Source organism: Bacteroides cellulosilyticus (assembly GCF_020091405.1).
Classification (GTDB): Bacteria; Bacteroidota; Bacteroidia; order Bacteroidales; family Bacteroidaceae; genus Bacteroides.
The window spans coordinates 5,660,680-5,673,319 of the sequence record NZ_CP081903.1; the positions used below are offsets into that span (position 1 = coordinate 5,660,680).

At 46.1% G+C, this 12,640-nt stretch carries 11 protein-coding genes; 8 read left to right on the forward strand and 3 right to left on the reverse strand.

The window, feature by feature from the left end:
- Positions 1-19: 19 nt before the first annotated feature.
- Positions 20-880: a glycosyltransferase family 2 protein gene (locus K6V21_RS21720; protein WP_007217888.1), complete on the reverse strand. Its 861-nt coding sequence runs from the start codon at positions 878-880 to the stop codon at positions 20-22.
- A 142-nt stretch (positions 881-1,022) separates the two neighbouring features.
- Between K6V21_RS21720 and K6V21_RS21725 the strand changes: the two genes are divergently transcribed.
- The 8 genes from K6V21_RS21725 to K6V21_RS21760 all read left to right on the forward strand — a co-directional run bounded on the left by K6V21_RS21725 (position 1,023) and on the right by K6V21_RS21760 (position 9,824).
- On the forward strand, positions 1,023-3,611 hold the full coding sequence (locus K6V21_RS21725; protein ID WP_034753835.1) for a DUF5686 and carboxypeptidase-like regulatory domain-containing protein: 2,589 nt from the start codon (positions 1,023-1,025) through the stop codon (positions 3,609-3,611).
- Positions 3,612-3,696: 85 nt separating this feature from the next.
- Positions 3,697-4,974 (forward strand): replication-associated recombination protein A, encoded by a 1,278-nt coding sequence (locus tag K6V21_RS21730; protein WP_217713653.1) that lies wholly within the window; start codon positions 3,697-3,699, stop codon positions 4,972-4,974.
- 49 nt (positions 4,975-5,023) lie between these two features.
- Positions 5,024-5,977, forward strand: coding sequence for a D-2-hydroxyacid dehydrogenase (locus K6V21_RS21735; protein ID WP_195425984.1), 954 nt, complete (start codon positions 5,024-5,026; stop codon positions 5,975-5,977).
- A gap of 94 nt (positions 5,978-6,071) precedes the next feature.
- Positions 6,072-7,184, forward strand: a complete 1,113-nt coding sequence (locus tag K6V21_RS21740; RefSeq protein WP_224319845.1) for an endonuclease/exonuclease/phosphatase family protein — start codon at positions 6,072-6,074, stop codon at positions 7,182-7,184.
- A 60-nt stretch (positions 7,185-7,244) separates the two neighbouring features.
- The gene (locus tag K6V21_RS21745; RefSeq protein WP_224319846.1) at positions 7,245-7,490 is read left to right on the forward strand and encodes a DUF3791 domain-containing protein; all 246 of its coding nucleotides are present in this window, start codon (positions 7,245-7,247) and stop codon (positions 7,488-7,490) included.
- A complete protein-coding gene (locus K6V21_RS21750) occupies positions 7,487-7,966 on the forward strand; it encodes a DUF3990 domain-containing protein (protein ID WP_224319847.1) in 480 nt (159 codons plus the stop codon). The genes K6V21_RS21745 and K6V21_RS21750 overlap by 4 nt, the downstream gene beginning before the upstream one ends.
- On the forward strand, positions 7,963-8,190 hold the full coding sequence (locus K6V21_RS21755) for a hypothetical protein (protein ID WP_224319848.1): 228 nt from the start codon (positions 7,963-7,965) through the stop codon (positions 8,188-8,190). The genes K6V21_RS21750 and K6V21_RS21755 overlap by 4 nt, the downstream gene beginning before the upstream one ends.
- A 38-nt stretch (positions 8,191-8,228) precedes the next feature.
- Positions 8,229-9,824 carry an endonuclease/exonuclease/phosphatase family protein gene (locus K6V21_RS21760; RefSeq protein WP_224319849.1) on the forward strand — a complete coding sequence of 532 codons (1,596 nt, stop codon included), beginning with the start codon at positions 8,229-8,231 and terminating at the stop codon, positions 9,822-9,824.
- A gap of 384 nt (positions 9,825-10,208) precedes the next feature.
- Here the strand turns inward: K6V21_RS21760 and K6V21_RS21765 are convergent, their stop codons facing one another.
- Positions 10,209-10,973, reverse strand: coding sequence for a hypothetical protein (locus tag K6V21_RS21765; RefSeq protein WP_217713649.1), 765 nt, complete (start codon positions 10,971-10,973; stop codon positions 10,209-10,211).
- Between the two features lie 317 nt (positions 10,974-11,290).
- Positions 11,291-12,580, reverse strand: a complete 1,290-nt coding sequence (locus K6V21_RS21770; RefSeq protein WP_195425864.1) for a DNA/RNA non-specific endonuclease — start codon at positions 12,578-12,580, stop codon at positions 11,291-11,293.
- Positions 12,581-12,640: the final 60 nt, after the last annotated feature.

Genomic DNA, 12,640 nt, shown 5'->3' on the forward strand with positions numbered 1-12,640 from the left:
TAACTCCTCTACCTCCTAACTAAACAGATAACCAACAGAAATAACCTAACTTATAGAAAGCGAAAAGCCGTAAAGAGGGGTGTTTTCCAGTCAGGTTCTTTTCCAAAAGACTCTCAGATATACGAAATAGGAAAGCGGTTAGTGCAACAGCATGAAACCGCTTTAAACTACTGTACCAGCGCAATAAGCGGACGTAAGGAAGCAATTCCTGTTCACAGCCCAAGAGGTTTTTCACAGAACGGCGTGTTTTCACCAAAAAAGAAGCCGCATCTTCCTCCACCAGATGCCAGACCGGATTTTCAATATGCAACACCGGTATACCCGCATCTTCCAGCCTCTTTCCGAAAGCGGTATCCTCATATCCCAGATGAAACGTTTCGTCAAAACGGACACGCAGAAAAAGCTCTCTCGGAATAAAAAAGTTCATACTTATAAATCGCTGATAAGGATGCTTGCGACGTTCGGCAGCCGGTTGCGCTTCCACCTGCGCTCCGTATTTATTGCGCAGAAAGGAGTCCCCCTCCTCCGGATAACAAAAGCCACCGCAAACTACTTGTCCGCCCGCATTCTTGAGGTATAAAGAAAGAAAGTCCTCACCTACCGGACTTGTGTCCGTATCCAGAAAAAGCAAATAAGGATAACGCGCCTGTTCACCCAAATAATTGCGGATAAATGCCGGACCATGATTCGTCTCCAGTTCCAGCACACGACATCCGTCCAACCGGTTCAACACACGATTTTCTTCCCTCACTTTCCGGCACGACGCGTCGTCCGCCAGCAAAATTTCGAAAGGAAACTCCGTCAGCAAGGCCATCTCATATAATTTCCGAACCAACGAGACGCAATTTATATTATACACCGGAATGAGTATGGACAGCATATTGTGAATTTTACGCGACAAATATAGCACAAATCATATGAAAGTTAAAGCAGATATAAACATTCCTCTTATTTCTTTAGATTATATTTACTTCTTATTTAACTGTATTTTGTTAACTTTGCGGCCTCATACTGACTTAAATATGAAACAACAATATATAGCTCTCATCCTTTTTCTGCTGTCATTATTCGTCGCACACAGCGCATCCGCACAGATTAAAGGTGTCGTGACCGACTCCCTCACCAATGAACCATTAATGTACATCACCGTTCAATACGAGGGAAAAGGCGTGGGTGCCATCACCAATGCCGAAGGCGAATACACAGTGGAAACCCGCAAAGGCTGGAATGAATTATCATTCTCCGCCATCGGATACGTGACCAAGAAAGTCACCCTGAAGCCCACCACCAAAGTACTGAACGTGAAGCTGGCACCTGCCGACGTCATGCTCTCCGAAGTTGTGGTGAAGCCCCAGAAAGAGAAATACTCCCGTAAGAACAATCCCGCTGTGGATTTTATGAGGAAAGTTATCGAGAACAAGAAAGAACTGAAACTGGAAGCCAACGACTTCTACCAGTATCAGAAATACGAAAAGATGAAGATGTCCATGAACGACGTCACCCCCGAAAAGATGGAAAAGGGCATCTACAAGAAATTCTCATTCTTCAAAGACCAGGTGGAAGTATCGCCCAAGACCAACAAGATGATCCTCCCCATCTCCATCAAGGAGACGTCTTCGAAGACCATCTACCGCAAAAGTCCCAAAAGCGAAAAAACCATCATCGAAGGTGTGAATTCCAGCGGTATCGAGGAGTTTTTCAATACGGGAGACATGTTGGGAACCATCCTGACCGATGTCTTCTCCGATGTCAATATCTACGATGATGACATCCGGCTCCTGCAACGCCGCTTCGTCAGCCCCATCGGTCGTGGGGCCATCAGTTTCTATAAATACTACCTCATGGACACCGTCATGGTGGACCGTCAGGAGTGTGTGCACCTCACCTTCGTGCCGCAAAACTCACAGGATTTCGGTTTCACGGGACACCTCTACGTAGTGAAGGATTCTACTTATGCCGTCAAGAAGTGTACCATGAACCTGCCCAAAAAGACCGGTGTGAACTTTGTGGACAACCTCGACATTGTACAGCAATTCGAGCAGATGCCGGACGGAAACTGGGTACTTACGGACGATGACATGACCGTGGAACTGCAATTCGTAAAAGGTATACAAGGACTTGAAGTGCAGCGTACTACCAAATACTCCAATTACAACTTTGAAGACATTGAGCCTCGTCTCTTCCGCCTGAAAGGCAACGTCATCAAAGAAGCCAATATGCTCAACAAGAGTGATGAATATTGGGCGAGTGTGCGTCAGGTTCCCCTCACAAAGAAAGAGAGTAACATGGACGTCTTCATGAACCGCATTGAGCAAATTCCCGGATTCAAATATGTCATCTTCGGTGCGAAAGCCCTGATTGAGAACTTCGTGGAAACGGGCACCAAGAAGCACCCCAGCAAGTTCGACTTCGGGCCTATCAATACCACCATCACAAGCAATTACGTGAATGGCACACGTTTCCGTCTCAGTGGTATGACCACCGGTAACCTCGATCCGCACTGGAGTTTCAGCGGATATGCGGCCTACGGTACGAAGGACAAGAAATGGTTCTATAAAGGTCAGGCAGCCTACTCGTTCAACAAGCGCGAATATGTATTGTGGGAATTCCCCAAGCACTACCTGGCTTTCGATTACAGTTACGACGTCATGTCTCCCATGGATAAATACCTCTCAACGGACAAGGATAATATGTTTGTGGGCTGGAAGTGGACCAAGGTAGACCAGATGTCGTACATGCGCGACGCTACCCTGACCTACGAACTGGAAACCAATACCGGTTTCTCCATCAAAGCCATGGCACGCCACCGCAACGACCAGCCTGCCGGGGGTGTATTGCAATACTGGAAAAACGATGGTAACATCGCCGGAATATGGGATGATACGAATACCTTCATCAAGGACATCACCACCACCGAGCTCGGTGTCACCCTGCGTTACGCACCGGGTGAGACATATGTCAACACGAAGCAGCGCCGTGTGCCCGTATCGCTGGATGCCCCGATCTTCTCCCTCTCCCATACCCTCGGTCTGAAAGGCGTGTTAGGTGGCGAGTACAACTTCAACCTTACGGAAGCCAGTATCCGTAAACGTTTCTGGTTCGGTTCGTGGGGTAAACTGGATATTACCGCCCGTGCCGGCGCGCAGTGGAACACTGTACCGTTCCCCTTGCTAAACCTGCCCATGGCGAATCTATCATACATCACCCAGCACAACGAGTCATTCAGCCTGATCAACAACATGGAGTTCCTGAACGACCGTTACGCCTCTCTCGCCCTGACCTACGACATGAATGGAAAGCTGTTCAACCGCATCCCGCTTATCAAGAAGCTGAAGTGGCGTGAAACTTTCCGCATCCGTGGTATGTACGGCACCCTGACGGACAAAAACAATCCGTACAAGAGCCATAACAGCGAGTTGTTCCTTTTCCCCATGCGCGACGGTGTCCCCACCAGCCACGTAATGGGCAGCACTCCCTACTTGGAAGCCAGTGTAGGTATCTACAACATATTCAAGCTGTTGCACATCGAATATGTACGCCGCCTCACCTACACCGATATACCGGGAGTGAAGAAAGATGGCATACGCTTCATGATATTAATGATATTTTAGAAATTACAAATTGCGAATTACAAATTACGAACTATTAATTTGTAATTCGCAATTCGTAATTTATAATTCGTAATTCGTAATTAAAATGACTCCATTAGCAGAAAGGCTTCGCCCTAAAACCTTAGACGAGTACATCGGTCAAAAACACTTAGTAGGACCGGGTGCGGTGCTGCGCAAGATGATTGACGCAGGACGTATTTCTTCGTTCATACTATGGGGTCCTCCGGGTGTAGGGAAAACCACTCTGGCACAGATCATCGCGAATAAGCTGGAAACTCCGTTCTACACATTGAGCGCTGTGAGTAGCGGGGTGAAAGATGTGCGCGAAGTGATAGACCGCGCGAAGAGCAACCGTTTCTTCTCGCAAGGCAGTCCCATCCTGTTCATCGATGAAATACACCGTTTCAGCAAGTCACAGCAAGACTCACTGCTCGGAGCTGTGGAACAAGGCACAGTGACGCTGATAGGCGCTACCACGGAGAATCCGTCTTTTGAGGTAATCCGTCCGCTGCTGTCACGCTGCCAACTCTATGTGCTGAAATCTTTGGAAAAAGATGATTTACTGGAACTGTTGCAACGTGCCATTACCACCGACCATATACTGAAAGAGCGTACCATCGAGCTGAAAGAAACCACCGCCATGCTTCGCTACAGTGGTGGAGACGCCCGTAAATTGCTCAACATCCTGGATCTCGTTATTTCTTCCGAAGCCGGAGATCCCGTCGTCATCACCGATGAGATGGTGACAGAACGCCTGCAACAGAATCCGCTTGCCTACGACAAAGACGGAGAGATGCATTATGATATCATCTCCGCCTTCATCAAGTCCATCCGTGGCAGTGATCCCGACGGTGCTATCTATTGGCTGGCCCGCATGGTAGAAGCCGGAGAAGATCCCGCATTCATCGCCCGCCGCCTTGTCATTTCCGCTTCGGAAGACGTGGGACTGGCAAACCCGAACGCCTTGCTGATTGCCAATGCGTGTTTCGACGCCGTAATGAAAGTGGGTTGGCCCGAAGGACGTATCCCTCTGGCGGAAGCCACCGTTTACCTTGCCACAAGCCCGAAGAGCAACTCCGCCTACATGGCCATCAACAATGCCCTGGAACTTGTACGCCAGACCGGCAATCTGCCCGTCCCCCTGCACCTGCGCAATGCACCTACCAAACTGATGAAACAGTTGGGTTATGGAGATAATTATAAGTATGCGCACGATTATCCCGGTCACTTCGTCAAGCAACAATTTCTGCCCGACGAGCTGAAAGACCGCCGTCTGTGGGAAGCACAGGACAATGCTGCCGAGCAGAAACATGCGGAACGGATGAGAGCGTTGTGGGGCGAGGATAAGTTCAGAAAATCGTAATCTCAAATCTTTTCCCTAAATTTGCGTACTCACTTTAAATATATACAAAATGAGAATTGTAGTATTAGACGGTTACACCACGAATCCCGGTGATCTGTGCTGGGATAAGTTGAAAGAGTTAGGCGAGTGCACGATCTATGATCGCACCGCTCCCGGCGAAGTTCTTGAACGTGCTGCCGGTGCAGAAGCCATCCTTACCAATAAGGTAGTGATCAACAGCGAGACAATGGCCGCCCTGCCCGATCTGAAATACATCGGCGTGATGGCTACAGGCTACAACGTGGTAGACATCAACGCCGCCCGCGAACGCGGCATCATCACCACCAATATCCCTGCATACAGCACCCCCTCTGTCGGACAAATGGTATTTGCCCATATCCTGAACATCACCCAGCAAGTACGCCATTATTCCGAAGAAGTCAGCAAGGGAAACTGGAGCAAGAATCCCGACTTCTGCTTCTACGACACTCCACTCATCGAGCTGCTCGGAAAAAAAATCGGTATCGTAGGACTGGGACAGACCGGCTACAACACCGCCCGTATAGCCATCGGCTTCGGTATGAAGGTATGGGCCTACACTTCCAAATCACGCCTCCAACTTCCTCCCGAAATCCGTAAAGCGGAACTCGACCAATTGTTCCACGAATGTGACATCGTCAGCCTGCACTGCCCGCTGAACGACAGTACCCGTGAACTGGTCAACGCCAACCGCCTCTCCTTGATGAAACCCACCTCCATCCTCATCAATACCGGACGCGGCCCGCTCATCAACGAACAAGATCTTGCCAATGCCCTGAATACCGGCATAATCTACGCCGCCGGACTGGATGTTCTTTCTGAAGAACCACCCCGTGCCGACAATCCGTTACTCACCGCCCGGAATTGCTTCATCACCCCTCACATCGCATGGGCCAACTTTGAAGCCCGCCAAAGGCTGATACATATTCTTATCAGTAACTTAAAAGCATATATTGACGGAAAACCGGTAAATGTAATAAAATAAGCTACGAGCTACAAGCTACGAGTTACAAGTGCCTTCGGTATGATAGCGCAGCCCCTCGTAGCTTGTAACTCGTAGCATGTAGCTTTATCACAACATGGGAAAATCAGAAATCAAAAGTTTATTCCGCAGCATTCCAGTCCTCCTGAGCATCGTATTGGCCCTTGTCACGATGATTGCTGCATTCTCCGGGAACTTCGACCCCGCCAATTCAAGGTACATGCCCGTACTGGGATTAGCACTGCCCGCACTATTACTGTGCAACCTGTTAGTCGCCATCTGCTGGGCATTCGCCCGCAGGCGTTGGGCATTCATTCCCCTTGCAGCATTAGTTTCCAACTACGGATATATCCTTGCCATCTTCCAGTTCAGCTTCACCAAGAAGATTCCCGAAGGCCACTACAGCAGCAATTATGCCGACGGATACCTGAAAATAGCCACCTACAACGTTGGCAATTTCGGAGGGGAGATTACAGGCTACTCCTGCAAGGAAATCGCCCGCTACATGAAAGAACAGGAAGTCGATGTCCTCTGCTTCCAGGAATGTGGCGACAACAAATACTTCCCGATGGACAGCATCCGTAACGTATTTTCCCACTGGCGCTACGCCTTGATCCCTACCGAGGATTCTATCCGCGGAGTGCTTCCTATCGCCGTGTTCAGCCGTTACCCGCTCGTCAATCCCCAGTTCATTTCCTACCAGCAAAGCGCCAACTGTAGCATGCAGTGCGACATTATCCTGGGACGCGACACCGTCCGTCTGCTCAACAACCACTTGCAGACCACCAGCGTCAGCCAGAACCGCCGGAAATGGGAACGCGGACTTGCCAACAGTAACGACACCCGTCGTGAGGCAGAAGTCGTGCAAGGCGCCATCACTTCCCTGCACGACAACTTCGTGAAACGCGCCGAACAAACGGACAGCATCCGCCAACTGGTAGTTGCCAGCCCCTACCCCGTACTGGCCTGCGGTGACTTCAACTCCCTGCCATCCTCCTACACCTATGCCGAACTGTCCGATGTCCTCAAAGACGGCTTCCGCACCAGCGGTCGCGGCTACATGTACACCTACCGCTACTTCAAACGCCTGTTGCGCATCGACTACATATTCCATTCGCCCGGCATCCAGGGATACCGTTACTACTCGCCCGATCTGGACCTGTGCAGCGACCATAATCCGGTGCTGATGGAAATGAAAATTAAGAAATGAAAGGTATATATTTTCAAAGAAAAGAATTATATTTGTCTATTACGTAAAAAAGCATCGTTTATGGATAAACAGAAAACAAATATACAGATACCCGATGTAAATGAGTTAAACTTTACAATAGCCCTCATTTCCGAATTTTCCAAGCGATTCAATTTGGGACAGAAACAAGCGTTCAATTATATTAACCGTTTCAAAGGTATGCAGTTTCTTCGTAAACACTATCAAAGTCTGCACACTCAATCATTTGATGATGCTATAGATGATATTCTCACCGTATGCCAACATAACGGAGGAAAGCTAAAATGAAATTATTTCATGGTTCAAATATTGAAATACATGTCCCCGATCTATCACGTTCAAAACCGTATAAGGATTTCGGACAAGGTTTTTATTTATCGGACAACTATCTACAGGCAGAAGAAATGGCTATGCATAAGGTAGATCAGCTTCGGACAGGCAGTAAATGTATCTCTGTTTTCGAATTTGATGAGCAGCATCTGATATCCGGAGAATTGGATATAAGAATCTTTGATGATTACAGTGAAGAATGGGCATATTTCATTCTTGCTAACCGAGATAAATATAACACTAAGCCGATACATCATCATGACATTGTCATAGGTCCTATTGCGGATGATGGAGTAACCTTTCAATTAAGACGTTTCTCCACAGGAATCATTCCAATGGAAAAACTGATAGAAGAATTAAAATTCCACAAAGGAAAAACAATTCAATATTTCTTCGGGACAGAAAAAGCCCTCAATTATTTGAAGAAGTTATGATAAAGCAAGAACAAATTCAATTCTTAATAGAAGAAATGACTCGTGAAATCATCATATATTTGATGCAAGACTTCGGGTATGACATGGATAAAGCTTTTGAAATTTTCTATAATTCAGATACTTTCGAACGCCTTAATAATACACAAAGCGGACTCTATTATCAAAGCTCCGGCTATGTATATAGTTTCCTGAAAGAAGAATTGCTTACTGGAAAAGTAGGATAATTTCAGAAATTTATTTCAACTATCTAATGAAACTACTTATGAAAAAACCGCTACTTCTACTTCTTAATCTGATCCCTATATTACTGTTTGCCCAGCAACCGGTTATTTTCCCCGATGACTTCAAAACAAACGCCCTGAACGGGAAAGAAGTGACCATTACAAACACCCTGACGCTGACAAACAACTACAGCTACACGTATGGCACACTGACCTTTTCCAACGGCCAGCTATGGACTCCTACCGAAAAGTTCGAACCGGGTGTGGATATGTTCAATCAGAAGAACCTGGAGAACCAGAAAAACCAACTCACCGTAAAGCAAGGTTCCTTCCCCATCGTCGATGCAGACGGAACCTGCCGCATCGGACAAACCATAGAAGGGCTGACCGGAAAAGCCAGCTACAGCAACGGCACATATACCATCACCCTGACCCGGAAACCCGAATTCAAAGGTAACGAACGCCCCACCTCCTGCGACATCCCGGAAACGTACAACTTGAAAGTGGTCAGCTTCAACCTGGAACACTTCGGCAAAAACGTAAGCACCTATAGCATCAAGCTGCCCAAAGTAGCCCTCGCACTGCAAGCACTGCAAGCCGACATCTACGCCCTTGTAGAAGTAGAAGGAGCCGCCGGACTGGAAGAACTCTGCCAGCTCCTGAACCGGAACTGCAACACGCAGAAATACAAGACACGCTATTATAAAGACAACGTGCAGGGCATGGCCTGTTTCATCTACAATAGCGATGCAGTTACCCCCGTGGGTGCCATCAGTCTGAACAAACTCGCCGACAATTACCTGCCGGAACGCAAAACCGCCCAAGGTTTCCAACTGAACAGCAATCAGGAGCGTTTCATTCTCTGCTGCAACCACTGGAAATCAAAATCAGGCAGCAATGTTCCGGAGCAATACAAAGATAAAGGTGACGGCCAGGGCGCCTATAATCCCCGCCGTGTGCAGGAAGCCGAAGCCACTTTGAAGTTCATCAAAGAAATCACGAAAACCTACAATGATCCCGACGTCCTGGTGGTAGGCGACCTGAATGCCTATACCTGTGAAGACCCCATCCGTACCCTCGAAGACGGTGGCCTGGTCAATCTGCTCACCACCTATGCCCCCAATCAGTACAGTTACGCTTACTTCAGCAATGGCAGCTACGCAGTAGGCTATCTGGATCACAGTCTGGCCACAAGTACCCTTGAAAAGCAAGTAACCGATGCTCGTCCCTTCCGTATCAACGCCGACGAACCACAGAAAATGGACGTCGACCAAAGCGGCGTACAGAAAGACAATATGTACCGCTGCTCCGACCACAGCCCCATCGTCACCTTCCTGAACCTAGGGAACGGCAGCACAGGTATAGAAACTCCGACAATTTCCCGCCCAGCTATCCGCCTGACAGGCGATCCGCGCAGCGGCTACCTCACTTTAGTAACTTCTGCCAACCTCGCCCTTGCCCGTGCAGAGATTGTCAGCGTCAGCGGACAAGTCATCGCCTCATACAACGCTCCCGATACAGGAAGCACCGACAATCATTTCACCCTGCCCGTCCGGAATCTGGCGCGCGGCTTCTATCTGGTACACGCTTACGACTACCAAGGTGGCTGCACCACCTGCAAAGCAGTGCTCCCATAACGAAAGAACACAGACTCATCGTCACTTTAGAGGTCCTTTAACTCGTTATACTTTAAACAGTCACTTTTTTGTATTATCACTCAGAAATGAAGTAGTACTGCCTAGATATTTAGATAACCTATTAACTATCAATAGATAGTATTTACAATTTATTTCCCTCACGGTGTAAAAGCATTTACTCCAGTATGTAACGGCCTTTACCTCCTATTGTAACGCTCTTTACCTCGGTATGTAACGACTTTTACCTCGGTATGTAAATGGAGTTACCATATGGGGTGAACCAAGTTACCATTTGGAGTAAACAGAATTTCCATGAAAGGAAACTGTCAATGCTTTGAGGTGTCATGCTTATAAGGCAAGATAACGGACTCAGATATGCAATAGTTAAATTAAAGGGAGGTTAAATTTCTTCATTTTATCATCCATTCTGTCAGTCATTGTAATCCAATTCGGAACAAAGGTAAAATATTTATTCTTTGTTCGTTTATGAACATCGTAATAAACTTGGTTATATATCAAAAATGATTCTCTCCACCACACATAATAGAAATGTATAGCTTTTATTGTTGCTTCATTAAATTCATAATAGGAAATTGTATCAAATAAGCGCGACAAAGCGGTGAATGCATGAAATTGTTGATATGTTTCATCCTCTAATATTTTTTTATACTCTTCCATATTTCCCCAAGAATCAAGAATAACATATTCGAAGATTCTCTCTAATTCCTTCTTTTCGATATCGGTTCTTAAATATTCACGAAAAAGCGAAGCCTTCTTTCTCATCTGTTCAGTTGATTCGGATTGTAATTCTCTGATTAATCCTAAAACAAGTGAATCGTATGTGTCCTCAGCCATCTTAAAATTGTGATTATTTGAGGTGTTTAGTTGATCCAATTGTTCACCTTGCAATTTCATCTGCTTATGTTGAAATACCAAAGTTATAGCAACTGTAGCTAGAGAAATTGAATTAATAAATACTCCACAGTATTGAACGAAAAATTGGGGCTTATCAGGTGTCCACCCTTCAATTGTTCCTAAATACAAAGGTGTCATACTCGCAGCAAGAGTTATTGTTATTAATACAGTTATTAATATAACAAGCCATGTCTGTGATTTCCCAACATTAAATATACCATTCTGTGTTTTCATAGTAATAAACTTTTGTGATTATTTCCACAAAGATATATTTTTTATTGAATAACCAAGCATATTATACGACCACTTTAAATTCATGATTGTTCCGGCACTTATATTCTTGAGAACCTCTATCCCTATCCTATGACAGTAATGGCAAAGAAAGTAATTTCAAATGGAAACGGGAAAGTGGAGCCAATGGAACAAACAAAAGAGTGCATGTGTTTTGAGGCGAAGAGGAAACAGTGGTAACAAAGAAAAAGGGAATCTAAAAAAAGAGGTTGTGTCAAAACGTTGACCCAACCTCTTCTATTTTTATTATATCTTGTCTTTTACCAAACCCAGTCTTCGGCATTGTAAACAGCTTCAACTTTTTTCTCTATCTCATTGGGCAAGTTACAGAAAAAGTCAATGCCTGTCTCATACTCCAAACTTTCAATGGAAACAGCATAAACCATAAACTCATTTTTTCCGGGATTATCTGGCAATAACTCTGAATGAGGAACAAAGAAAGCGATAGCATGATAAACGCCTGCCTTCTCACTCAACAGAGCCATGTAGTAATAACTGGGACAAATCAAACCACCAGGAGTCAGCCCCTCGGCATTTGTAGTAGGATAAAGTCCGTCATTGGCTTTCTTCACACCAGTGAAGTTAGTGAGTAAACGGTCGGTAGTACCGCCTTTCACCACATAAAGCTTATCATACACGCCATTGCCGGTAGAGCGTCCCCAAGTCTGTACCTGTTTCTCCAAAGCGGCCCAATACTTCTGATTAAAACTTCCTATCTGTGGTGAAATGTTACTGTAATAGAACGTCTGCTTATTAGCGCTCGTACTGTACACACGGTCTTCACTGGCACAGATGTGTCCTTTGTCATAGCCGTCACTCTTGTGCATGGATTCGGTCACCTCCACGCTGTTGTCTATATTAGGATCGTCTTGTTCCCACTCGTTGGTACGTTTAACATTGTCTTGCGAAGTAATGGGATCAAAATCGAATGCCACCCAAGCCGAATGCTTCTTAGAAGCAATATACTCTAAAGAGAAGTTAAGCACCTGCTCGGCACCCTCTTCATCGGATACACTAGCATAATATTCGATATACTGATTGGCAGCATTGAGAGCTGGAATTTCGAGTTTGTCTGCCTTATTACCATTAGCAACGTTGGCATTGTTCACGTCCACATCATCAGCGGCCACATACTCTATGCCCACTTCGTTGCCGTTAATATAGGCCACGCGAAGCTTTCCCATTTGATAATGGTTGTAACGATTGAAACGCACCCAATAGCAAGTAGCAGGTTTCACTTCAGCATTTTCGCTGAAAGCATTGGCAGCCGGAACGGTAGTAAGCCCTTCGAGCGATTCACCACTGACAGGAGCAAACGCATAGTTACGACCAGTAAAAGCCTTGGACTTAATATAGAAAGGAGTACCGATAGCCTCAGGTTTATAAACGTTGAAGCCATTACCAGTCGACTCGTAGCCTTTCATCACGTAAGTGTCAGAACCTTGCTCAGTAGGTATTATCTCGGGAATGAGCGAAGCGTCTGAAGAATCATCACAACCTGCCAGCCAAAGACCAGCCAGCAAAAGAAATAGGTAAGATAGTTGTTTCATCTTTGTTTCTCTTTTTGATTTAATAGTATTAAGAAAGCAAATGTGGTAATGATCATCTAA

Coding starts and splice junctions, on each gene's coding strand:
- K6V21_RS21740 (WP_224319845.1), top strand. CDS start 6,072: ATGGGAAAATCAGAAATCAAAAGTTTATTCCGCAGCATTCCAGTCCTC.
- K6V21_RS21770 (WP_195425864.1), bottom strand. CDS start 12,580: ATGAAACAACTATCTTACCTATTTCTTTTGCTGGCTGGTCTTTGGCTG.
- K6V21_RS21765 (WP_217713649.1), bottom strand. CDS start 10,973: ATGAAAACACAGAATGGTATATTTAATGTTGGGAAATCACAGACATGG.
- K6V21_RS21725 (WP_034753835.1), top strand. CDS start 1,023: ATGAAACAACAATATATAGCTCTCATCCTTTTTCTGCTGTCATTATTC.
- K6V21_RS21755 (WP_224319848.1), top strand. CDS start 7,963: ATGATAAAGCAAGAACAAATTCAATTCTTAATAGAAGAAATGACTCGT.
- K6V21_RS21760 (WP_224319849.1), top strand. CDS start 8,229: ATGAAAAAACCGCTACTTCTACTTCTTAATCTGATCCCTATATTACTG.
- K6V21_RS21745 (WP_224319846.1), top strand. CDS start 7,245: ATGGATAAACAGAAAACAAATATACAGATACCCGATGTAAATGAGTTA.
- K6V21_RS21730 (WP_217713653.1), top strand. CDS start 3,697: ATGACTCCATTAGCAGAAAGGCTTCGCCCTAAAACCTTAGACGAGTAC.
- K6V21_RS21750 (WP_224319847.1), top strand. CDS start 7,487: ATGAAATTATTTCATGGTTCAAATATTGAAATACATGTCCCCGATCTA.
- K6V21_RS21735 (WP_195425984.1), top strand. CDS start 5,024: ATGAGAATTGTAGTATTAGACGGTTACACCACGAATCCCGGTGATCTG.
- K6V21_RS21720 (WP_007217888.1), bottom strand. CDS start 880: ATGCTGTCCATACTCATTCCGGTGTATAATATAAATTGCGTCTCGTTG.